Here is a 23,818-nt window from a genome sequence, read left to right on the forward strand (position 1 = left end):
TAACACCCACACAACATCACAGAAATGTACAAAGATCATAATTGATACAAAAATGTTAAAAAATTTGAGCTGGCTCGCACAAGCGCTACCTTTTTTAACTTTTGTAATCAGGCCATTCCTTCGTTAAATAACGTTCTTCGAAGATATCTGCCGGAACCGGACGGGCAAACAGGAATCCCTGGGCCACTTCCACTCCCGCCTGCGATAACCACTCTCGCTGCGCTTCGGTTTCGACACCTTCGGCGATCATCTGCAAATCGAGGCTGTGGGCCAACTGAATAATTGCAGTGATCATGCTGCTGTCTTCCGGTAATCCTTCAACAAACATCTTATCGATTTTGAGCACATCTACCGGCAGCGACTTCATGTGTTGCAGCTGTCGAAGCCCCGCATAGCCCATGCCAAAGTCATCCAACGCGATACGTACACCCGCATTACGCAGTGGGCGCAAAATAGCCACAGCGGCGTTCGGATCATCGATATGTCGGCTTTCGGTCACTTCCAGAATCAATGTGCCTGGCTTAATACGATAGCGGTTTAGCAGTTCCAGCAGGTCAGACACCATACTCGGGTGCATCAGTTGCAACGCCGAAAGATTCACCGACAGCGGCAACATCAGGCCGCGCTCCTGCCAGGCGGAAAGCTGGCGACAGGACTCTTCAAGTATCCAGTAGCCGACCGTTATCATCAGACCGCAGGATTCAATCCTGTCGATTAACCCTTCCGGCAGCTCCCAGCTTCCGTCCGGTTGTTGGATCCGCAATAACGCTTCTGCACTCAACATCTTACCGCTGGATATCTCTACCTGTGGCTGTATCCAAAGCGCAAACTGCTGATTATCCAGTGCGGTAAGAATGTCATTCTCTTCCGTTAAACGCTGCTGTGCTTCTTCCATTTGCTGCGGGTCAAAGAACTGAATTTGGTTTTTACCTCTGCGACGCGAGGTTAATGCTGCCGAGAGTGCGCGACTGTATAGCTGTTCAGCACTCAAGTCACCGTAATACATCGCCACTCCAATGTTGCAGTTTGGACGTAGCTGAATGCTTTGAATAGGCAGCCGCTCATTCATGATAGTGAGTACTTGCTGACCTAATGTAATCGCATGCCAGGGTTCCTTCACACCGTGTGCAATAATGGCAAAGTCATAGCCACTCACCTGGGTCAGCACCATTCTGGGCGCCAGCACCGATTTCAGTTTCTCGACCAGCGTTAGCAACAGGATCTCCCGCTGGGTTTCGGTCAATACACCCGCGGTATCACGCAGGGTCTCACAGGTGACAATCATTAGCGCCGTGGTTTGCTGGCGGGTAACGACCTGCTCCAGTAGCCCCATCAGAAAGGTCTTGTTGGGTAGATCAGAAACCGGGAACCGCATCGAATGGTCGTTTTGTTCTTCAGTGTAGCGCTGCACCATCTGCTGATTCAGGTTATAACTGCGCACCAGCATACCAATCTCATCATCCTGATGCAGGCGTGGTAACGCCAGTTGGTAGCCAATCAGCTGCTGTTGAGGAATATCGTTCAACTCGCGAGCAATTTTGCGTAACGGATGCACAATCAAACGGTTAATGCACCAGGAGATTGCCACCGTCAATATTAAGGACAAAAGTAAGTAAATGGTCACTAACGTTGAGAGCGTGCTCATGACGAATTTGTACATGCGATACGAATCCGCCTGCAGAACCAGATACGCCAGAGGCTGCGGGTTGGCGGAGCGCTCAAGAGAATAGACCGGCAATGAAATCTGTACCGGCAGTTCAAACAGGCGAGTCACCATCACCGGGACGGGGCGTTCGGGAATAAAGCTCATCCGTAATGCCTGAAACTGATTAGGCAGGACAACATCAGCGCGGCTGACCACACCCGCGGGCTGAATTCGGCTTAAAATCGTTTCCGCTTCGGGGATATCCGCTTTCAGAATAGAGGCCGACAGAGGTTCACGGACGGAGCGAGCGATGCTTTCAAGTTGCGTAGCCGTGTTGTAGCGATTCTGCTGTACCAGATGAAACAGCAAAACGGTGCAAAAAATAAAAACAAACACCATGACAACGGCCGCAACCATCGCCATCTGCTTAATTGTTAACGAGCGACTGACACGCAAACTGACTCTCCACGGATAGACGAAACTGCCGTCAGAGTATACCCGATCGTAGCCGTATTAAGAGAGGCGCTATCTGAAAACTTCCCCGCACGCATTATCGCAGCAGGTTAGCCACATAGCGATGGAACTTACCTGCAATAAAGACAAAAAAGGCCGCAAGGTTTATCCCTGCGGCCTGGTCCGGGCGCATATTTCCATTACAGCAGGCTGACGCCCATAAGCCCTGTCACTTTCTGTTACGCAGCCAGTTCACAATCAGACTGGCAGTAATGCCAGCGATGACCGAAGCAACCAGATCGTGCCAGAAGGCAATGCCTAACTGCGCGAGCGTCATATAACCGCCTGTGTTGCAATGGCAACTTTTCGCGGCTATTCTTGAATTGTCTGGATTCAAGTTAGCCCCCGTTATGTTGCCGGTTTATACCAAACAACGTGCGGGGGTTTTCTCGTTCCAGCAACCTATGCCGCCAGGGATCAAGCCCCCGCAACATTGCGCCTCACCGGACGAGTCCGGCTTGCCGCGGATTCTATGTCAACAATTACGGCCTATCACCCCACCATAACTCAGTCTGCGTGAAGCTTCGCAATCAGACTTGTACGCGCACATCCTTCATGGCTGGAAAGTTTTTTGCCAGATGGCAACTTTCCTGACAGCTTACTAAACAGCGATTTATCTAATGCATTGATATCCATAGGTTCATTTTATGGCACAGCGATTGCTATTTGAGTGTGAGCTGTTCTGTTCCGAATTAAAGGAGATATCATGTCTGACTGTCGTACTTACGGATTCAATACTCAGATCGTTCACGCGGGGCAACAACCCGATCCTTCCACTGGCGCGCTTAGTACGCCTATTTTCCAGACTTCAACATTTGTTTTTGACAGCGCCGAACAAGGTGCCGCCCGCTTTGCGCTCGAGGAGTCCGGGTACATTTATACCCGTTTGGGTAACCCCACCACCGACGCGCTGGAGAAAAAGTTGGCGGTACTGGAAAAAGGCGACGCCGCATTGGCAACCGCATCCGGTATCTCAGCCATCACAACGTCACTGCTGACCCTGTGCCAGCAGGGCGATCATATCGTTTCCGCCAGTGCAATTTACGGCTGTACTCATGCTTTTCTGTCCCACAGCATGCCGAAGTTCGGTATTAACGTGAGCTTCGTTGACGCCGCAAAACCCGATGAAATCCGTGCTGCCATGCGCCCGGAAACTAAAGTGGTATATATCGAAACGCCAGCCAACCCAACGCTCTCACTGGTCGATATTGAAACGGTGGCTGGCATAGCCCATCAACAAGGTGCATTGCTGGTCGTGGATAACACCTTTATGTCGCCATACTGTCAGCAGCCTCTGCAATTAGGTGCCGACATCGTGGTGCACAGTGTGACCAAATACATCAACGGTCACGGAGACGTGATTGGCGGCATCATTGTTGGCAAGCAGGATTTTATCGACCAGGCACGATTCGTCGGGCTGAAGGATATCACCGGCGGCTGTATGAGCCCCTTCAACGCCTGGCTGACGCTGCGTGGTGTTAAAACGCTGGGCATTCGTATGGAACGCCACTGTGAAAACGCGTTAAAAATTGCTCGCTTCCTGGAAGGTCATCCGTCTATTACCCGAGTTTATTATCCTGGCCTGCCTTCACACCCGCAGTATGAGCTGGGTAAACGCCAGATGAGTCTGCCGGGAGGAATTATCAGCTTTGAAATCGCCGGAGGCCTGGAGGCTGGCAGACGGATGATCAATTCTGTAGAATTGTGCCTCCTCGCGGTCAGTCTCGGTGATACCGAAACCCTCATTCAGCACCCAGCGTCTATGACACATTCGCCCGTTGCGCCAGAGGAACGGCTTAAAGCAGGTATTACCGACGGACTTATCCGTCTTTCTGTAGGTCTTGAAGATCCAGAAGATATTATTAACGACCTTGAACACGCCATCAGAAAGGCAACATTCTGACCATTACGACCTGAACCGACGCCGCTCGGTTCAGGTCGTTGAGAATCAAGGCACAACAGCCTGGTTATACGCACAATCCTTTTTCAGGGAGAGTGAGTATTTTGGGCAGGGGGTTCTATGCAGGACAACACATTACAATTAAGCAACAATACAGCAACCGCCGTACCATTCTCACAAAAAATACCGTTCACGAAATACGATTTTGGCTGGGTGCTACTCTGCATCGGCATGGCAATTGGTGCCGGAACGGTACTGATGCCAGTACAAATTGGCCTGACAGGTATTTGGGTATTTATTGTCGCATTTATTATTGCCTACCCAGCAACCTATATTGTGCAGGATATTTATTTAAAAACATTATCAGAAAGCGAAACCTGCAATGACTACACCGATATTATTAGTCATTACCTGGGAAAAAACTGGGGAGTGTTTCTCGGTGTCATTTATTTCCTGATGATTATCCATGGTATATTTATATATTCATTATCCGTTGTTTTTGACAGCGCTTCATATATAAAAACCTTCGGGCTGACTGATGCCGATCTTTCACAATCGATCATCTATAAAGTAGCTATTTTTGCTGTACTGGTTGCTATTGCCTCCGGTGGGGAGAAGCTGCTATTCAAAATCTCCGGTCCAATGGTAGTGGTGAAAGTGGGTATCATCGTTGTGTTTGGTTTTGCGATGGTTCCACACTGGAATTTTAGCAATATCAGTGCGTTCCCAGAGGCGTCAGTGTTCTTTCGTGACGTACTGCTGACCATCCCATTCTGCTTCTTTTCGGCGGTGTTTATTCAGGTGCTGAACCCAATGAACATCGCCTACCGCAAACGGGTGTCTGACAGAATACTGGCTACACGCATGGCCATTCGCACCCATCGAATCAGTTACATTACGCTGATTGCGGTGATCCTGTTCTTCTCGTTTTCATTTACCTTTTCCATTAGTCATGAAGAAGCTGTATCGGCCTTCGAGCAGAATATTTCTGCGTTGGCACTGGCGGCTCAGGTTATTCCAGGACAAATCATCCATATTACCTCAACGGTATTAAATATCTTTGCCGTGTTGACTGCATTCTTCGGTATTTATCTGGGGTTCCATGAAGCGATTAAGGGCATTATTCTTAACGTACTAGGGCGCGTAATCGACGTTGAGAAAATTAACCCGCTGGTTTTAACTCTGGGTATTTGCGCGTTTATCGTAACAACACTGGTTATTTGGGTGTCATTCCGCGTGTCGGTGTTGGTATTCTTCCAGATGGGCAGCCCACTTTACGGTATCGTTTCGTGCATTATTCCGTTTTTCCTGATCTATAAAGTGACGCAACTGGAAAAACTACGCGGGCTGAAAACCTGGCTTATCCTGCTGTACGGAATTTTGCTGTGTCTGTCGCCGCTATTGAAACTGATTGAATAGTCCGCATTGTGCGCCGTCAAATCCTGGCGGCGCTTAACTCACACTCTCCAGTTGATAGCTGCGGATTTTATTCAGTACCGTGGTATGAGATACCCCCAACGCTTTGGCAATATGCCGCGACGAGACATTTTCTTCAACCATCTGCTCGATTAGCTGACGCTCAGCGTACTGAACTTGCTCTTTAAAAGGGCGCTCGGCATGGACCTGCTTAGCCGATGGCATATTTGTCATCCCCAAATCCTCTCTGGTAATAACATCGGATTCCGCCATCAGCATCAGACGAATAATAGTGTTTTCCAGCTCGCGAACGTTTCCCGGCCAGGCGTGATGATGCAATGCCTCAAAACAGGCTTTATCCAGAATCAGACGTCGCTGGAATTCCTTTGCGTATTTCTGCACAAAATGGCGAATAAGTTGGCTGATATCCTGCGGGCGCTCCCGTAAAGGAGGAATGGTGAGGGAAAGCACGTTAATACGATAATAAAGATCGGCCCGTAGCAGGCGTTGTTCGACCATTTCCTCCAGATTTGCGTTGGTTGCCACAATAATGCGCACATTTACTGGAATAATTTGTGCCCCACCAACGCGACGTATCCCGCCATCCTGAAGAACACGCAGCAATTTAGCCTGTAAACTCAACGGCATTTCACCAAATTCATCCAGAAACAGGGTGCCTTTATCAGCCATTTCAAACAGCCCCTTTTTACCTTTGCAGTCAGCACCGCTGAAGGCCCCTCTTTCATAGCCGAAGAATTCACTTTCCATCAGCGCCTCTGGTAACGCTGAGCAGTTAACGGGAATAAACGGGTAAAAGCGCCGATGCCCGGAATTATGGATAGCCCGGGCCAGCAGCTCTTTTCCGGTACCGGTTTCACCCCGGATTAAAACGGTATATTTGCTATCCGCGATTCTGATCGCCTTTTCAATCAGCAACTGCATGCTCTGGCTGCTGCAAATAATGTCTGAAAAATAACGCGGGCGAGTCAGATCCGGTGACGATAGCCCTGCAATCTCTTCAGAAAGCCAGGCAACGTTAATAATATCAGTACGCTGGTTTAAACGAGATTCAACGCCAGAAATATCCTGCAGTTGACGACACCACGACTTAATCAGGATCCTGCCCGTCGTCACTTTCATTGAAATGATATTAATGTCACAGAAAGAGAACTCCTTAAGAACGTCCTCAACCATAGACAGGCGGTCAATTGTTTTAATATCCCAGCGTATCGTAACCACATTTGCTCCAAATAGTTAGCAACTGCGAAGTAGATATTTCTGTGATGCTTACAGTACTGAACACATTCTAGCCGACACGGCAGAATGTTCTGCCAATAACCTCACACTGTGGGGATAAAAACAAAGATATAAAAAACCGGAGCACAAGGCTCCGGTTATCAGGTCATAACCCACCTTTATTGCTGTGGGTTCTCATCCTGGTCGACGGCAAAGCATGCCACCAACTGACCACCATAGTCTTTAAGCTGGGGTTGTAGCTGAGTACAAGGACCAAAACGACGGCGGCAACGGGCATTAAACGCGCAGCCCGGCGGTGGGTTCAATGGGCTTGGCAGCTCGCCGGTCAGCTTAATACGCTCCCGGCGGTCATCCGGGTTCAGCCGTGGCGTCGCGGAGAGCAGAGCCTGCGTATAAGGATGACGCGGATTATTGAAGATTTGGTCCTTGGTTCCTTTCTCCACACAGCGGCCGAGGTACATCACCATGACTTCATCGGCAATATGTTCCACTACCGACAAATCGTGGGAGATAAAGACATAGGACAGCCCCAGATCCTGCTGCAGATCCATCATCAGATTCAGTACCTGTGCGCGTACGGATACGTCGAGCGCGGAAACAGGTTCATCGGCAATCACCACGTCCGGATCAAGCATCAGACCACGGGCAATCGCGATGCGCTGACGTTGACCGCCGGAGAACATATGCGGATAGCGGTCATAGTGCTCAGTTTTGAGACCCACTTTCGCCATCATCGCCAGCGCTTTTTCACGACGCTGTTCTTTGCTGAGCGAGGTGTTGATCAGCAACGGCTCCTCCAGAATCTGCCCCACTTTTTTACGCGGATTCAGAGAACCATACGGGTTCTGGAACACAATCTGGATTTTCTGTCGACGCAGTTTTTGCGCCTGCGGGTCGTGTTTAAGCAGATCCTGTCCCTGGTAATACAGCTCACCGCCGGTTGGAACTTCAATCATCGTCAGCAGGCGACCGAGCGTCGATTTCCCACAGCCTGACTCTCCGACCACTGCCAGCGTTTTACCGCGTTCAAGGGTGAAAGACACACCGTCCAGCGCTTTCACCAGGCGCTCCGGAGCGAACATGCCCTTCTTCACCGGGTAATGTTTTTTCAGGTCAATTGCCTGCAACAATGGTTGTTGCGAGGTGGCATCATGCGTACTCATAGCCCAGGCCTCCCGGCATCATCGAGTGGGTAATGGCATTTCGACTGGCGACCGTCGCCCAATATGTTCAGCTCCGGTTCAACGCTACGGCACTTATCCGTTGCATACGGGCAGCGCGGGTTCAGCAGACAGCCGTTCGGACGATCGTACTTACCCGGAACCACGCCCGACAGCGATGCCAGGCGCGCTTTATCCTGGGCAAACTCCGGTAGCGCACGCAACAATGCCTGAGTGTACGGATGCCGAGGAGCGCGGAAAATATCGTGCGCAGCCCCGGTTTCCACCACCTGGCCGGCATACATCACAATGATTTTGTGCGCCGACTCAGCCACCAGCGCCAGATCGTGAGTAATCAACACCAGCGCCATATTTTCTTTCTGCTGTAGCTCCAGCAGCAACTCAATGATTTGCGCCTGGATGGTCACATCCAGCGCCGTTGTCGGTTCATCGGCAATCAGCAACTTCGGACGGCAGGCAATCGCCATCGCGATCATCACACGCTGGCTCATACCACCGGAAAGCTGGTGCGGATAAACATCCAGACGCGAGGCGGGATCGGGGATGCCCACCAGCGTCAGCAGGTCAATCGCCCGCTGAATGCGGGTTTTCTTGTTACCACCCTGATGTACCTTTATGGCTTCCATAATCTGGTAGCCAACGGTATAGCATGGGTTCAGGCTGGTCATCGGATCCTGGAAGATCATCGCCACTTCTGCGCCCACCAACTGACGGCGCTCTTTCTCAGAGATACGCTTCAGGTCGCGACCGTTAAACTCCAGCGCCTCAGCCATTACGCGGCCAGGGTAGTCAATCAGCCCCATAATCGCCAGCGAGCTGACGGATTTACCCGAGCCGGATTCCCCCACAATGCCAACCACTTCACCCTGGTTTACACTGTAGCTAATGCGGTCTACAGCGCGGAATTCGGAACCCACATCGCCGAAGTGCACTGATAATTTATCTACATTTAATAACGCCATCTCGAACCTCTTACTGCTTCAGTTTGGGATCGAGCGCGTCACGCAGACCGTCACCCATCAGGTTAAATGCCAGCACCGTCAGCAGGATCGCCAGACCCGGGAAGGTCACGACCCACCATGCACTTTGCGCGAACTGCAACACGTCGGAGAGCATGGTGCCCCACTCCGGCGTCGGCGGTTGCGCACCCATGCCAAGGAAGCCAAGCGCGGCCATATCGAGAATGGCGTTAGAGAAGCCGAGCGACGCCTGAACAATCAGCGGCGCAAGACAGTTAGGAAGAATATTAACGAACATCTGGCGCATCGCTCCGGCCCCCGCCACACGGGAAGCGGTAACATAGTCGCGGTTGACTTCCACCAGTACGGCGGCGCGCGTCAGACGCACATAGTGTGGCAATGCCACAAACGTCAGCGCCAGCGCGGCGTTACCGATAGACGGACCAAATACCGCTACCAGCACCAACGCCAGTAACAGGCTCGGCAGCGCCAGCATGATATCCACTACGCGCATGATGATGTTATCAACAATACCGCCGAAGTAGCCCGCAACCAGCCCCAGGACCACTCCCATCATCAAGGAGAGTACTACCACCAGACAGCCGACCAGCAGCGACAGACGAGCACCGTACATCAGGCGAGACAACACATCGCGCCCTACGTCATCCGTACCAAACAAATGCGCCATCGTACCGCCTTCCTGCCATGCAGGCGGAGCCAGCAGCGTATCGCGGAACTGATCAGCCGGGTTGTACGGCGCGAGGACGTTTGCAAAGACCGCAATCAGGATCATCACAACAACGTATACCAACCCAACAACCGCACCTTTGTTGCGTTTGAAATAGTGCCAGAACTCCTGCAACGGGGTCATGGGCACCGGTGCAGTAATAACTTTATTTTCAGTAACCTGTGACATGATGGCCCCTTACTTCTTATGCCGAATACGCGGGTTCACCACGCCGTACAGCAGGTCTACCAGCAGGTTGACGAGAATAATCATCGTCGCCACCAGCAATACGCCGCCCTGCACAACCGGATAATCACGGCGTTGTAACGCATCAATCAGCCACCGCCCCAGACCCGGCCACGAAAATATGGTTTCGGTCAGGATTGCCCCTGCCAGCAGCGTACCGACCTGCAGGCCGATAACGGTCACGACGGGCAGCATGGCATTGCGCAGCGCATGAATGATGATTACACGCATCCGCGTCAAACCTTTGGCGCGAGCAGTGCGAATATAATCTTCACCCAACACCTCCAGCATTGACGAACGGGTCATACGCACTATCACCGCCAGCGGAATTGTCCCCAGCACCATCGCAGGCAGGATCATATGCACCACGGCATCAATGAAGTTGCCCTCTTCACCCCAGATGGCGGTGTCGATCAGCATGAAACCGGTGAGTGGATTGGAATCATCAAGGAACACCATGTCGCTTACCCGCCCGGAAACAGGCGTCAGATTCCACTGCACGGAGACCAGCATGATCAGCATCATGCCCCACCAGAAGATAGGCATGGAATAACCGGTCAGAGCCAGGCCAACTGCGGTATGGTCGAAAATGGAACCACGCTTAACAGCAGCGAGTACACCGACTGGAATTCCCACTGCGGTAGCAAAAATCATGGCGCAGACGCCTAACTCCAGCGTCGCTTTAAAGCGAGGCACAAACTCTTCCCACACCGGTAAACGGCTTTTCAGTGAGATACCCAAATCGCCATGCATCACCCCCCAAATATAATGGAGGTATTGTTGCCACATCGGCTTATCCAGACCGAGTTCAGCTAAGAGTTGAGCATGGCGCTCAGGGGAGATACCACGTTCACCTGCCATGATCATCACCGGATCACCGGGGATCATATGGACGAAGGCAAAGGTGAGAAGAGTGATACCGATAAACGTGGGGATGACGAGTCCCAAACGTCGGAGAATGAACTGCAACATAACCCGGATTCTCTCTAATGACGTGCAGCCTGGTGACAGCACGTCTGTATTGCTCACAAATCTTATCTCCCCCTCAAGCGAGAAGGAGATAAAGCATTACTGCCAGATCGCGTTACGCGGGTCCGACTTAACGGTACGTAACGCGGCCGGGCTTGCTTTTAATTATTCGACAGAGACATTTTCGAAGTGGTGTTTGCCTAATGGATCAACCACATAGCCTTTGACTTCTTTACGCACCGGCTCATATACGGTGGAGTGAGCGATAATCAGTGCCGGAGCCTGGTCATGCATCACCACCTGGGCCTGTTTGTAGAGTTCAATACGCTTATTGTGATCGTCGGTCGCACGCGCCGGCTGAATCAAATCTTCAAACGGCTTGTAGCACCAGCGAGAGTAGTTGGAACCATCTTTCGCTGCTGCACAGCTGAACAGCGTAGCGAAGAAGTTATCCGGATCCCCGTTGTCGCCGGTCCAGCCCATCATAACGGCCTGGTGCTCACCAGATTTGGCGCGCTTGAGGTACTCGCCCCACTCGTAGGTGACAATCTTGGCCTGAACGCCAATTTTCGCCCAGTCAGCCTGGATCATCTCAGCCATACGGCGTGCGTTCGGGTTGTACGGACGCTGTACCGGCATTGCCCACAGCTCAACAGTGAAGCCTTTGTCCTGACCCGCTTCTTTCAGCAGCGCTTTGGCTTTCTCTGGATCGTAGCTGTAGTCTTTAACGTCATCGTTGTAGCCCCACATAGTTGGTGGGATCAGGTTTTTCGCAGCAACACCTGCACCCTGATAAACGGCTTTGATGATTGCTTCTTTGTTCACCGCGTAGGTCAGCGCCTGACGGACTTTCACGTCATCAAACGGTTTCTTCTCGGTGTTGAAAGAGAGATAGCCAACGTTCAGACCCGCCTGCTCCATCAGATTGATGTTTTTATCCTGCTTCATACGTGCGATATCAGCCGGATTCGGGTATGGCATTACCTGGCACTCATTCTTCTGCAGTTTGGCATAACGCACAGAAGCGTCAGGCGTAATGGAGAAGACCAGACGGTCGATCTGCGGTTTGGTGCCCCAGTAGCCTTCGAATGCTTTATACAGAATACGGGAGTCTTTCTGGTACTGCTGCAGCTGGAACGGACCGGTACCGATTGGGTTCAGATCCACTTTCTCCGGGGAGCCCGCTTTCAGCATGTTGTCAGCATATTCTTTGGAAAGAATAGAGGCGAAGTCCATAGCCAGGTCCGCAAGGAACGGCGCTTCAGGACGCGTCAGCACGAACTGAACGGTTTTATCGTCAACTTTCTTCACTTCGCTTATCAGGTCTGGCAGGCCCATTCCTTCGAAGTATTCATAGCTGCCGCCAGACACTTTATGGTACGGGTTCTGAGCATTTTTCTGACGATCGAAAGAGAACACCACGTCATCGGCGTTAAAATCACGCGTTGGTTTAAATTCTTTATTGTCCTGCCACTTCACACCCTGACGCAGGTGGAAGGTATATGTTTTACCGTCTTCGCTGATTTCCCACTTCTCAGCAAGGCCCGGAATAACTTCAGTCGTACCAGTTTTGAATTCAACCAGGCGGTTATAAATCGGCACTGAGCTGGCGTCATAAGTGGTACCAGAGGTGAAAAGCTGTGGGTTAAAGCCTTCAGGAGATCCTTCTGAACAATAAACCAGAGTTTTAGCCTGTACGCTTGCTGCGACGGTCATAGCCACCAGGCTCAGACCAAGCTTCAGCATCCCTGACTTCTTCAAGGAAATACTCATTCTTCTGCTCCAAATGTGATGTTTGTTGTTTTACCCTTTGCAGTGGGTTTGCACCGCCTGGCCTTTTTTGTTTTTTACCCGGCCGGGTCGGCGTTAAGAGGATAGGGATTCCGTTCACATAAGCGACTGAGTTGCAGTGCGGATTCTCCATGAAATGCCCCTCATGCCCTACAATCTGTCAACAGAATGTGAAAACGTCAATACAGGTAACCGTGATTTACACCAAGGGTGAGAATTCGCAAACAAAGATTAAAAAAAGTGCAGACTGATATTTTCAGCAGGGAAATTTGTGCTACGCGCACTATGCCAGAATAAATATCTTCATATTTAGCAACATTTGGTGATTAACATTTATGCAGATTATGAAAAATTTCTAAATTAATGCTGCATATCTGAGCGATTAATACCATGAACGTTAAAACGCACAGCGGAAAATGCTAGGTTCAGCCATAAGTAACGCAAAAAAAGATTCAAGCTAATATAAAAAAAGACAATGGAATATGTCACAGAATCGTTAACTGTCAGTGGGAAGTGGTGCACAATTTTTGCAGATGAAATGAAGGTAAGTTATTAGTCGGTGATAGAGGACTACTCGCCACTTCGTGCCTCGCCCTGCGGACCGTTGCTGTTGCAACGTTCTCTCGCGCTGCTCGAGTCGAACCTCTTACCCCCGGAGGTTCTCATCCTCACGGCTACAAATGCAAAAAACCCTGCTCGTTGAGCAGGGTTTTAAATTTGGTCGGTGATAGAGGATTCGAACCTCCGACCCCTTCGTCCCGAACGAAGTGCGCTACCAGGCTGCGCCAATCACCGAATGCGGGGCGCATCTTACTGCGCAGGTGCGCGCCCGTCAATCCCTACGTCACAAAATGGCATTCGATCGGCGAGAAAGTCAGCAGCCCCGTTACTGAGCCGTAGCCTTCTGTTCGTCCGGGATACGACACCAGTTATTGTTCTCGTTAATACCACCATTTGGCGAGGTATAACCAAGGCAACCTAAAATGGTGTCATACAGTTCCACATGGCGACGCGGCACCTTCATATCGGCCTCTTGCTTCAGGTGGGCAAACGCCTTCGCATGCTCGGGATCTTCCAGATATTTGTCAGACATCCACACCAGCATGGGAACGCGGAACTGCTCTGGCGGAGCCATTTTACGCGGCGTACCGTGCAAATGCTCACGCTCGTTAATCGACTCACCGTGATCCGCGGCGTAGAACACTATCGCTTTCTTATCTCGCAACTGGTCATACACTTTGGTAATAAAGTGATCAACATAGGTCACCGAGTTATCAAACGAGTTGATCATCTGCGCCTTCGAGCAGCCGCTATCAACATCGACACACTCTGGCTTCCATTGGGCATAATCGCGGGTGTAGCGCTGCGTGTAGTTAAAGTGCGATCCTTTGGTATGCAGAATAATCAGATGCTTGCCATTATCATCCTGCTTTAAGGATTGCTGCATCTCATCAATCAGCAGCATATCGTCAACCGTTTTGCCACGGTTCCGTGGTTCAGCGCCAATCTGCTCACGATAGGCGATGTTTTCCGCCATCGTATTGCTGTAGAACCACATCTCACTTTGCATCGCGTAAAGATCGGTACTAAACCCTAACTGACTGAGAACGGAAAAGATGTTTTGTTCTTTCAGAGTACGCTGCGGGTTATCGTCTGCCCCACCCTCACGTACGAACATACAGCGCAGTGAAAGCTTGGTTGCGGTATCACACGAATAGCCACGGAATGCCGCGAGGTTTTTTTCCTGAGCCAGTCTTGGGGTGGTATTTCGCTCGTAACCAAAAATACCCATGTGATCCCAGCGCGTCGTTTCACCGATAATAAAGACGACATAGGTATCATCGATATTCTTTGGTGCAACGTAGGTAAACTTCTTCGCCGGATTCATCAACGATTTGTTATCTGAAGACTCATCAACCTGTGCCCAGGCATACAATCCAAGCGCGGAAAGCCAGTTTGAAGGCAGATAGGAGTTCGCCACTACGCCGCCGTAGCTGGGTAAATCAATTCCCGTTTCGCGTTCAACTGTTTTCTGCTGCATACCAAGCAGACGAATCGGTGCCCACACCATCAGGCCAGCCAGCACGACCACGGCCACGCTACGCCACCTTTGTCCTGGCGTACGAACCTGTTTTAACAGGGTGTAACGACAGCGATTACTCCAGATCAGGAGCAAAGGAAAAACGCTGACAGAAACCAGCCAGGCGATGAAATGCCAGCCCACAACTTCCTTCGATAAATCAATATCTGTGGTTATTACCGAGGCAATAATGCCGTAACCAATCACCACATTCAGGAAGGTCATGTAATAGCTTGCACCTGCGGAGCAAAGCACTACAAAGGTGGCCAGTACACGCCAGACGCGTCGACCAAATAAAGAGAGAACACGAAGTAAAAAGAAGGTCGCCAGCACCGCGCCAGCTAATTCAACGACCGCAGAGATTCCTTTCCAGGCGGTAAATTCCTGCGCAAAGCTGCCGAATCGGCGATAAAAAACTGCGCAGTTCATAAACAGACCGATATAGAGCGCAAGCAAGAAGCTAAGCTTTTGCTGCGTCATCGACTTAATATATCTCATGCAAAAAAACCCTGGAAATCGGGATAAAAACACCCTGTGCAACAGTCAATCAGACCAGACAGGTGAAAGATGCGACAACAGCAGAGATGAAATGTCTACAAGCGCGGGTAAGTAGACCACAGGAGGGAGCAAAAGTGCTTATGGAGAATGCAAACAGCGCACATATTTTTGTAAATATATGCGCCTTGTATTAATCAGACGACTAAATAAGATTAGGCGTGCGCCTCGGTAAATACGCTTCGCTGTGGCTGACGAATGGTGGTAGACAGCGCCAGTGAGATGATAAGCAGCGCGAAGATAACACAGAAGGTCACATAGAAGCCGCCAAACAGCGAGGCGATGATTGAACCGCAAATGCTGCCGATCCCAAAGCCAAGGTAGATAACACCATAGTTTTTCGCCAGATTATTCAGGCCGAAGAACTCACTTACCAGTGACGGGAACACGGTAATGGTGCCACCAAAGTTAAACGCCACACAGGCAATCGCTGCAAAAAAGGTCGTGCTATTAAGCGGAGCGAAAAGCAGTGCCGCCATACCGACCAGAGAAACAACCTGACCAATGGTGATAACACGAATACGGGAAATTTTGTCAGACAGAATACCCAGCACCAGACGACCTGACAGGTTAGCGATAGAAATCACCGTTACCGCATTGGCCGCCGTCGCCACATCCATATGCGCCAGGCTTTGTGCGATATCTTTCGCCACACCAATCACATACAGACCACTCATACACGCTGTCAGGAACATCACTGCCAACATCCAGTACTGTGGTTTACGCATGGACTGTGCCAGGGTGTAGTCGTTCTCAACAACGCCATTTACTGACTTCACTTCCTGATTTGGTGCATCTTTCATCAGCGTGGAGCCAAAGACAATCATCACCAACGCAATTGCACCCCAGATGATGAACGTTTTTTCCAGTCCAACGGTGGCCAGCAAATGGGTGTCGATAAATTTAAACCCGAGGCTGCCCAGACCATAAGAGCCGATAGCAAAGGCGGAAATCAGCCCTTTACGCTCAGGGAACCATTTTACGCAGTTAGAAAGCGTTAACAGATATCCAGCGCCGTCCGCCAGGCCGACCAATACCCCTGCGCTCAGCCACAACATAATCAGGCTGTCTGAGTGTGCCGTTAAGAAAAAGCCCACGCCCAGCAGGATACCGGATGCCATGGTGACGCGTTTCACGCCAAAACGTTCCTGAAGTTTACCGGCGACAGAAGAAGAAATCGCCAGGCCCAGGCTCAGCAAGCCAAAGGAAAATGCGACCTGGCTGACAGGCGCATCCAGCTTCGAGGAGAGCGCGCCATTAAACAGGCTCCAGGTATAAACAGAACCTAAGGCAAATTGGGTAATGATAGTGCCGATAAGTGTCAGCCAGCGGGTACGCTGATAATCAGAAGTTTTCATGGCAGTCTTCCTGCATAAACAAAAGGGAAATTCTCTGCTGACAACCATAACGAAGTGCAGTTTATGCAGGGAGAAAAAGGCATGAGATGCCATCAGGACGGAATGAAATGCCTGGATTGCGGAATGAATGACTAGACAAAAAGTCGGGGGACTGAGTTTTCTCGCATGAGTTAGTACACACTATCGCTGGAAGGCGTGCGATTATTGATCTAAATATGTAAAAAAGTTGTTTTGGTTACGCATCATCTCGTTAAAATTTGGCACTCACCCCCATGGTGTACATATAGTCACTATTATTTGTACTTTTTTCCGCCTGAGAGAGCGCTGCATAAGCAGCCATGTGCGGGTTGAGCAGCATATCTGCCCCCACGGTGACATCCAGCCAGTTACCGTCCTGGCTCGCTGCCGTCATACGGCTGAGGCCAGACTGCGCCTTCCAGATATTCTCGCCAAACTGCTGGTTATAGCTGATTTGCGCCCACGGTCTAACATCGCCAAACTGCGAATCTACCCGCCAGCCAACTGTACTCACGCTGGCATGCCACAGCGGATCGATTTGTGTCACAGAGGTCGCGCTGTCACCAAACTCGTTATAGGTAGAGGTTGTTGAACCGTCATAATGCAGGGCAGCAACCGGACCAGTAGTTACCTGCCTGGCCAGGGGAAAATTCCAGCCCATGCTCATACCGCTGGTTGCATCCAGAGTCTTTTGGTCCGCCATATTCATCACCGGTCCTGCTACGTTCTGAGTGGAGCGAATGCGCTCTTCCAGTACGTCGTTATAACGCGGTTGGTGATCGCTGTCCCATGTATAACGTTCAGCCGTATGACCTGACATAGCATCAACGATATATTCTTGTTGCCAGCCATATGCGGTATTGGTGGACAATGCACATACTACGACGCTCACCAGAAAGCTTAACCTCTGGCGACCACTACTGTTTCTTATAATCATCAACGCGACTCCAGAAAAGAGCCGAATTCGGCGATATTATTGTCATTGTGTGAAGGATATCGGGCACATCAGGCCCTGTATTAAATATTGTCTTTTTAGCTGGCGCGTCAAGGCGGGCCGAATGAATTTTTTACGCCAGTAAAAACAGCGAGGAAGAATATGCAGCGTTGCGGCTGGGTCAGTCAGGATCCACTTTACATTGCCTATCACGACAAGGAATGGGGCGTCCCCGAAAACGATAGCAAAAAGCTGTTCGAGATGATCTGTCTGGAGGGACAGCAGGCCGGATTGTCGTGGATCACCGTATTGAAGAAGCGGGAAAACTATCGCCACGCTTTTCACCACTTCGAGCCAGCAACCGTTGCAGCAATGACCGAAGATGACGTAGAAAGGCTGGTAATGGATGCCGGCATTATTCGCCATCGCGGAAAAATTCAGGCCATTATTGGCAACGCGCGTGCATACCTGGCGATGGAGAAAAACGGTGAACCCTTTAACGAGTTCGTCTGGTCATTCGTCAATAATCAACCGCAGGTGACGCGCGCCGCCAGTCTGAGCGAAATTCCCACCTCCACTCCTGCGTCTGACGCACTCTCTAAGGCATTAAAAAAACGCGGGTTCAAGTTTGTTGGCACCACTATTTGTTACTCCTTTATGCAGGCCTGCGGCCTGGTTAACGACCATGTCACCGGTTGTATTTGTTACCCGGGAGGATCTACATGATTCGCGAATCAAAGGCTGACGATCTTGCACCGATTCTGGCGCTATGGATGGAAAGCACTATTTATGCCCACCCCTTTATCGATGAACGCTACTGGCGCGAAAGTGAGTCCGTTGTACGCGATGTCTATTTGCCAGCCGCACAAACCTGGGTATGGGAGGAAAACGGTGTGCTAAAAGGCTTCGCCAGCGTGATTGAAGAACGCTTTTTGGGCGCACTGTTTGTTGAGCCTGCCGCCATCAGAAGTGGGATCGGCAAAGCGCTGGTGCAGTATGTGCAACAGCGCTTTTCATTACTCAGCCTGGAGGTCTACCAGAAGAATCAATCTGCGGTGAATTTCTACCATGCGCTGGGTTTTCGAATAGAAGACAGCGCATGGCAGGAAGAGACTCACCATCCAACATGGATTATGAGCTGGCAGGCGGATCAAACGCCGTAAGCGCAAGCGCAGGCCCGCTGTACTTTTCGAGCCACGCCAGCGCGGTATTACCCGCGCAGCCGTTCCCCAGCTTTGAGCTGGGGAGATCTTTGGTCAGTACATTCACCGCACCATTTTTACAGATCCCCCCGGCAGACAGATCTAAATCAGGCCAGGCACCTTCGTGAATACAAATGACTCCAGCTTTAATGCCTTCAGTCACCACCGCACCGGCCAGAATATGGCCGCGATGATTCCACACTCTGACCGTATCGCCATCCACGATGCCACGCGCTTGCGCATCCTGTGGGTGAATTGTCACTGGCTCCCGATCTGCTACCGCATACTTCTCACGTAGCGCACTGTAATTCAGCTGGCTGTGCAAACGGTGTGCCGGATGGGCTGAAAGCACCTGCAACTGGTCGGGTTCAGCATTCCCGAACCATTCATCCGGCTCCAGCCACATTGGGTGTCCCAAACAATCTGCATAGCCGTAACCCGCAATTTTCTGCGAGTAAATTTCGATCTTTCCGCTCTCCGTTTTCAATGGATACTTATGCGGGTCTCGGCGAAAATCGGCAAAACGGATAAACTGCGCATTGGCTGATTCTTCCGGCATTTCGATGAGTGTATTTGCCTGCCAGAATTCGGTGAATGGTGGCAACGTCACCTGCTGGCTGGCACCGCGTTGTCCGGCAATGTTGTAAAAAGTCTCCAGCCACTCCAGCTCGCTTTTGCCTTCCGTAAACCGTTCGTAACCGCCTTGCTCCCAGCGCTCGCTCAGTTCGGCAAAAACATCAAAATCATTGCGTGCTTCATCACGCGGCGCAACAACCTGTTTCATCGGCACCAGATGCTGATTGCTGTAATCCCCGGTCATGGTTAAATCGTTGCGCTCAAAAGAGGTCGTTGCGGGTAATACAATATCGGCGTGCCGGGCTGCCGCAGTCCAGAAACACTCCGAGATAACCACCAGCTCTGGCTTTTGCCAGGCACGGATCAGGCGATTCGTGTCCTGGTGATGGGTGAAGTTTGCTCCGCCCGCCCACCAGAGAAAACGGATGTCGGGAAAATGTCTGTCCATACCGTTGTGCTGATAGAAACCTCCGGGGTTCTCCAGCGCTTCGACAATACGCGCCACCGGAATTTTATCCACCGCATCGGTGCCGCCTTTTACGCTCCCCTGCATCGAGGCCAGGACAGCAGCGCGACGTGTCGGATTACCGCCATTAGCAAAATGGTACGAGAGGCCAAACCCTCCGCCAGGAGTGCCAATTTGGCCGAGCATGGCGGCAAGTGTGACAATCATCCAGTGCTTTTGCTCACCATACTGCTGGCGTTGCATACCCCATCCAGCCATCAACATAGTGGTATTTTGGTGAAATATTTCGGCAAGTTCGCGTATTTTCACCGCCTGAATTCCACAAATATCCGCTGCCCACTCTGCTGTTTTGGCCATATCATCGGTTTTCCCCAGTAGATAATCAGCAAACCGTTCATAACCGGTAGTACAGCGAGCCAGGAAGGCCTCGTCATGCCAGCCGTTCTCCACCAGCGTATGCGCAATCCCCAGCATCAGCGCAACGTCGGTCCCCATATGTGGGGCTATCCATTCCATCTTGTCACCGAAGAAATCGACGCTTTCCGATCGCATTGGATCAATGCAGATCAACCGCTTGCCGCTGTTTCGCAATGCCTCAAAGTACGCCAGCCCTTGTTCGTCAGAGGCATTCCAGGCAATCTTCAGAGTGTTGAGCGGATTAGCGCTCCATAACACCACCACATCGCTGTGTTCCAGCACCACCGGCCAGCTGGTCTGCTGCTGGTAAACTTCGTTTCCACCCACCACATACGGCATGATGGCCTGTGCAGCCCCGGTAGAGTAATCCCCCAGATGCCCGGTATACCCTCCTGCCAGCGCCATGTAACGCTGCAACAAAGTTGATGCTTTGTGTAACACACCGTTTGAACGCCAGCCATACGAGCCGGCAAAAATCGAAGCAGGTCCGTAGCTCTCACGGATGCGTTTATGCTGCGTATGAATAAGATTCAGCGCGTCATCCCAGCTTACGCGGACAAACTCATCCTGCCCACGCACACCCAGCGGAGCCTCTGGCGAGACGAGAAACCCTTTACGTACCATAGGAAAACGCACCCGCGTTTTGCTGTGTACCTGATCGCACACAACGGTTTGCAAAGAGTTGGGGTGGGATGTGGGCAGTGCGCCACGGGAGGAGAACACGGTATCGCCATCTGTCTCCACGAGAATGGGTCCCCAGTGTGCTGCGGTTAATACCGAGTAACGTGCGGGTGAATTAGCCAAGATGGCACTCCTGAATGCGATGTGACGGGGATATTTATTATGCCGTTCAATGTTACTTACAAATTTCAGAGTCTTCCCTGGAATTTTCTTCATGTTCACACGTCATAATCATCCGCCACGGTCGCTGTGGTAAAGAAGAAAAAAGTCATTAAGGAATTGAGATGAAGAAACGTGTATTTGTGATTGCTGCCATCGTGAGCGGCGCCCTGGCAGTTTCTGGCTGCACAACAAACCCATATACCGGTGAGCGCGAAGCGGGTAAATCCGGCATGGGTGCGGGCATTGGTTCGCTTGTTGGCGCTGGCATTGGCGCGCTCTCCTCGTCGAAGAAAGATCGCGGCAAAGGCGCGCTGATTGGTGCAGCAGCAGGCGCTGCTGTTGGTGGTGGCATTGGTTATTACATGGATGTGCAGGAAGCGAAACTACGCGAAAAAATGCAGGGAACTGGCGTAAGCGTGACGCGCAGTGGCGATAACATCATCCTGAATATGCCAAATAACGTCACCTTCGACAGCAGTAGCGCTAACCTGAAACCAGCAGGGGCAAACACCCTTACCGGCGTGGCAATGGTGCTGAAAGAGTACAATAAAACCGCAGTAAACGTATTAGGCTTTACTGACAGCACCGGCAGCCAGGATCTGAATATGCGCCTGTCACAACAGCGTGCTGACTCTGTAGCCAGTGCCCTGATCACTCAGGGTGTGGAAGCAAACCGTATTCGCACCCGTGGTATGGGCCCGGCGAACCCGATCGCCAGCAACAGCACCGCCGAAGGCAAAGCACAGAACCGTCGTGTAGAGATCACCTTAAGCCCAATCCAGTAAACGTATGCGCCGGGTGGAGGCTCCGCCTTGCCCGGCCTACGTCCGGCAGGAAGCACTTGCCATCGTCAATTTTCGCGTTAAGGTGTTCTCACTTTCTGGCGAGGGAACCTTAATGGCAAAATCAGCACGCCCAACCATCAGCGATGTGGCAAAAGCCGCTAAAACGGGTAAGACCAGCATTTCACGTTACCTTAACGGTGAGAAACATCTGCTATCCGACGCGCTGTTGGCCCGTATTGAACAAGCCATTGCCGATCTCGACTATCGCCCCAGCCTGATGGCGCGAGGCCTGAAACATGGCCGTACCCGTCTGATCGGACTGATTATCGCCGATATTACCAATCCCTACTCCGTTAATGTCCTGAGCGGTATTGAAGCGGCCTGTCGCGAAAAAGGTTTTACCCCTCTGGTCTGTAACACCAACAACGAAGTGGATCAGGAACTGCATTATCTCGACCTGCTGCGAAGCTACCAGGTTGAAGGAATTGTGGTGAATGCTGTAGGCATGCGTGAAGAGGGGTTAAACCGCCTGCAACAGTCCGCACTACCGATGGTGCTAATTGACCGTAAAATCCCTGATTTCGCCTGCGACATGGTCGGGCTCGATAACACTCAGGCAGCAACGGTCGCCACTGAGCACCTGGTCGAACAAGGTTTTGAAGCTATTCTGTTTCTCAGCGAACCTTTAGGCATGGTTAATACTCGCCGCGAGCGCCTGAGTGCCTTTCGCGCGACGCTGGCACAATACCCTGGCGTCATCGCAGAAAATGCCGAAGTCCCGTTGGCGGAAAATATGCAACTGGATGACACGCTGCGCCAGTTTCACCAACAAAATCGGGGAATGCGCAAAGCTGTTATCTCAGCCAACGGCGCCCTCACGCTACAGGTTGCCCGCGCACTGAAGCGGATTGGCCTCAATTGGGGCAGCGACATCGGCCTGCTCGGTTTTGATGAGCTGGAATGGGCCGAGCTGGCAGGCGTGGGCATTACTACTTTGAAACAGCCGACGTGGCAGATTGGTTATACCGCCGTAGAGCAGGTTGTGCGCCGGATTAATGGTGGATCCGATGCCATTCAGGAGCAGGTTTTCTCCGGTGAACTGATCGTTCGCGGCTCCACCGCCCGCTAAATTTCCTTCGTGATGGTGATCATAAATTCGGCATCATGCCCTTTTCTTTGGAACCGGTTCCATCTAGCGTTATAGCAAGAGCGATAGTTTTGGAGTTTCCATGAACAGAAAAATTATGGTGGTCACCGCCGCCTACGGCTATGACCAGGTACGCGCAGCCGGTGGGCAAACCGCGATATTGCCCGTCATTGCAGAAGCTGGCGCGGACGGCGTCGAAATTCGCCGCGAAATGTTGACCAACACCGAGCTCAACACGCTGTCAACCATGGCGTCAGCTATTGAAATTTTTGGTCTGCTGACCTGCTACTCCGCACCAGAGCCGCTGTTCCTTGAAGATGGTAGTCTCAATCCCCGGATCCCATCACTGCTTCAGGAAGCACAGGTCCTGCAGGCTCTGTGGTTAAAAGTATCCCTCGGACATTTTTCCCATACAGATCAGTTCGACACATTGCGTAACTGGCTGGATACCAGTGGTATGGAGCTGGTCGTCGAAAATGATCAAACACCTTGTGGCCGCCTGCAACCAATGCAGCGTTTTAACGAAGCCTGCCAGACCCTGAACCTGCCGGTAACTCTGACCTTCGATATGGGCAACTGGTTGTGGGTAGGCGACACCCCGGAAGAAGCAGCGCAGCAGCTGGCATCTGCCGTGGGATATATCCATGTGAAAGCCGCCACACCACATCACGACAGCTATCGTGCTGTGCCGCCTGATGAAGCAGACTCACGCTGGATGACGCTGCTAAACAAACTGCCCGCAGATGTGCCGCGCGGCATTGAGTTTCCCCTGGAAGGGCAAGATTTGGCGGCGGTAACCCGTCACTACGTCGATCTGTTACGCAAGGAGTAAC

Annotated in this window: 20 protein-coding genes, 1 tRNA gene and 1 other RNA gene; 7 read left to right on the forward strand and 15 right to left on the reverse strand. The window is 51.4% G+C overall.

Features of this window, described 5'->3' with window-relative positions; genetic code table 11:
- Window positions 1-94: 94 nt before the first annotated feature.
- Both hmsP and AACS05_RS22525 read right to left on the reverse strand, forming a co-directional pair.
- The gene (hmsP, locus tag AACS05_RS22520) at window positions 95-2,101 is read right to left on the reverse strand and encodes a biofilm formation regulator HmsP (protein ID WP_071829050.1); all 2,007 of its coding nucleotides are present in this window, start codon (window positions 2,099-2,101) and stop codon (window positions 95-97) included.
- Between the two features lie 226 nt (window positions 2,102-2,327).
- Window positions 2,328-2,435 (reverse strand): type I toxin-antitoxin system toxin Ldr family protein, encoded by a 108-nt coding sequence (locus AACS05_RS22525; RefSeq protein WP_045448654.1) that lies wholly within the window; start codon window positions 2,433-2,435, stop codon window positions 2,328-2,330.
- A gap of 429 nt (window positions 2,436-2,864) precedes the next feature.
- On the opposite strand from AACS05_RS22525, the gene megL reads away from it, so the two are divergent.
- Both megL and AACS05_RS22535 read left to right on the forward strand, forming a co-directional pair.
- A complete protein-coding gene (gene megL, locus AACS05_RS22530; RefSeq protein ID WP_045448656.1) occupies window positions 2,865-4,061 on the forward strand; it encodes a methionine gamma-lyase in 1,197 nt (398 codons plus the stop codon).
- 117 nt (window positions 4,062-4,178) lie between these two features.
- On the forward strand, window positions 4,179-5,477 hold the full coding sequence (locus tag AACS05_RS22535; RefSeq protein ID WP_045448658.1) for an amino acid permease: 1,299 nt from the start codon (window positions 4,179-4,181) through the stop codon (window positions 5,475-5,477).
- Between the two features lie 33 nt (window positions 5,478-5,510).
- On the opposite strand, the gene AACS05_RS22540 is transcribed toward AACS05_RS22535, so the two are convergent.
- From AACS05_RS22540 to AACS05_RS22595, 12 genes are all read right to left on the reverse strand, one after another.
- Entirely contained in the window at window positions 5,511-6,713 is a 1,203-nt protein-coding gene (locus AACS05_RS22540) for a sigma-54 interaction domain-containing protein (RefSeq protein WP_045448660.1), read from the reverse strand.
- 176 nt (window positions 6,714-6,889) lie between these two features.
- Complete coding sequence (dppF, locus tag AACS05_RS22545; RefSeq protein ID WP_045448662.1) at window positions 6,890-7,894, reverse strand: dipeptide ABC transporter ATP-binding subunit DppF; 1,005 nt, start codon at window positions 7,892-7,894, stop codon at window positions 6,890-6,892.
- Window positions 7,891-8,874 (reverse strand): dipeptide ABC transporter ATP-binding protein, encoded by a 984-nt coding sequence (gene dppD / locus AACS05_RS22550; RefSeq protein WP_045448664.1) that lies wholly within the window; start codon window positions 8,872-8,874, stop codon window positions 7,891-7,893. Before dppD ends, dppF begins: the two co-directional genes overlap by 4 nt.
- 10 nt (window positions 8,875-8,884) lie before the next feature.
- Entirely contained in the window at window positions 8,885-9,787 is a 903-nt protein-coding gene (gene dppC, locus AACS05_RS22555; RefSeq protein WP_045448666.1) for a dipeptide ABC transporter permease DppC, read from the reverse strand.
- Window positions 9,788-9,796: 9 nt separating this feature from the next.
- A complete protein-coding gene (dppB, locus tag AACS05_RS22560) occupies window positions 9,797-10,816 on the reverse strand; it encodes a dipeptide ABC transporter permease DppB (protein ID WP_045448668.1) in 1,020 nt (339 codons plus the stop codon).
- A 162-nt stretch (window positions 10,817-10,978) separates the two neighbouring features.
- Window positions 10,979-12,586 carry a dipeptide ABC transporter periplasmic-binding protein DppA gene (gene dppA, locus AACS05_RS22565; protein WP_045448670.1) on the reverse strand — a complete coding sequence of 536 codons (1,608 nt, stop codon included), beginning with the start codon at window positions 12,584-12,586 and terminating at the stop codon, window positions 10,979-10,981.
- Window positions 12,501-12,737 carry a hypothetical protein gene (locus AACS05_RS22570; RefSeq protein WP_162604169.1) on the reverse strand — a complete coding sequence of 79 codons (237 nt, stop codon included), beginning with the start codon at window positions 12,735-12,737 and terminating at the stop codon, window positions 12,501-12,503. The genes dppA and AACS05_RS22570 overlap by 86 nt, the downstream gene beginning before the upstream one ends.
- Before the next feature lie 420 nt (window positions 12,738-13,157).
- A non-coding RNA gene (locus AACS05_RS22575) (RtT sRNA) lies at window positions 13,158-13,290 on the reverse strand.
- 32 nt (window positions 13,291-13,322) lie between these two features.
- Window positions 13,323-13,399, reverse strand: a tRNA-Pro gene (locus AACS05_RS22580).
- Between the two features lie 91 nt (window positions 13,400-13,490).
- The gene (gene eptB, locus AACS05_RS22585) at window positions 13,491-15,182 is read right to left on the reverse strand and encodes a kdo(2)-lipid A phosphoethanolamine 7''-transferase (RefSeq protein ID WP_045448672.1); all 1,692 of its coding nucleotides are present in this window, start codon (window positions 15,180-15,182) and stop codon (window positions 13,491-13,493) included.
- A gap of 212 nt (window positions 15,183-15,394) precedes the next feature.
- Window positions 15,395-16,597 (reverse strand): L-lactate MFS transporter, encoded by a 1,203-nt coding sequence (locus AACS05_RS22590; RefSeq protein ID WP_045448674.1) that lies wholly within the window; start codon window positions 16,595-16,597, stop codon window positions 15,395-15,397.
- Between the two features lie 250 nt (window positions 16,598-16,847).
- Window positions 16,848-17,552 carry an autotransporter outer membrane beta-barrel domain-containing protein gene (locus AACS05_RS22595; protein ID WP_045448676.1) on the reverse strand — a complete coding sequence of 235 codons (705 nt, stop codon included), beginning with the start codon at window positions 17,550-17,552 and terminating at the stop codon, window positions 16,848-16,850.
- Between the two features lie 159 nt (window positions 17,553-17,711).
- Here AACS05_RS22595 and tag point away from each other — a divergent pair, with 159 nt between their 5' ends.
- Both tag and AACS05_RS22605 read left to right on the forward strand, forming a co-directional pair.
- On the forward strand, window positions 17,712-18,275 hold the full coding sequence (tag, locus tag AACS05_RS22600) for a DNA-3-methyladenine glycosylase I (protein ID WP_045448677.1): 564 nt from the start codon (window positions 17,712-17,714) through the stop codon (window positions 18,273-18,275).
- Complete coding sequence (locus AACS05_RS22605; RefSeq protein WP_045448678.1) at window positions 18,272-18,712, forward strand: N-acetyltransferase; 441 nt, start codon at window positions 18,272-18,274, stop codon at window positions 18,710-18,712. The genes tag and AACS05_RS22605 overlap by 4 nt, the downstream gene beginning before the upstream one ends.
- Here AACS05_RS22605 and AACS05_RS22610 read toward each other — a convergent pair.
- The gene (locus AACS05_RS22610) at window positions 18,681-21,014 is read right to left on the reverse strand and encodes a molybdopterin guanine dinucleotide-containing S/N-oxide reductase (protein ID WP_045448679.1); all 2,334 of its coding nucleotides are present in this window, start codon (window positions 21,012-21,014) and stop codon (window positions 18,681-18,683) included. The genes AACS05_RS22605 and AACS05_RS22610 overlap by 32 nt on opposite strands.
- Before the next feature lie 161 nt (window positions 21,015-21,175).
- Between AACS05_RS22610 and AACS05_RS22615 the strand changes: the two genes are divergently transcribed.
- The 3 genes from AACS05_RS22615 to AACS05_RS22625 all read left to right on the forward strand — a co-directional run bounded on the left by AACS05_RS22615 (window position 21,176) and on the right by AACS05_RS22625 (window position 23,817).
- On the forward strand, window positions 21,176-21,838 hold the full coding sequence (locus AACS05_RS22615; RefSeq protein WP_045448680.1) for an OmpA family lipoprotein: 663 nt from the start codon (window positions 21,176-21,178) through the stop codon (window positions 21,836-21,838).
- 112 nt (window positions 21,839-21,950) lie between these two features.
- Window positions 21,951-22,967, forward strand: coding sequence for a LacI family DNA-binding transcriptional regulator (locus AACS05_RS22620; RefSeq protein ID WP_045448681.1), 1,017 nt, complete (start codon window positions 21,951-21,953; stop codon window positions 22,965-22,967).
- Between the two features lie 100 nt (window positions 22,968-23,067).
- Window positions 23,068-23,817, forward strand: coding sequence for a sugar phosphate isomerase/epimerase family protein (locus AACS05_RS22625; RefSeq protein WP_045448682.1), 750 nt, complete (start codon window positions 23,068-23,070; stop codon window positions 23,815-23,817).
- Window position 23,818 lies beyond the last annotated feature (1 nt).

The sequence above is a fragment of the Citrobacter sp. S-77 genome, from assembly GCF_963864895.1.
Lineage (GTDB): Bacteria > Pseudomonadota > Gammaproteobacteria > Enterobacterales > Enterobacteriaceae > Citrobacter > Citrobacter murliniae.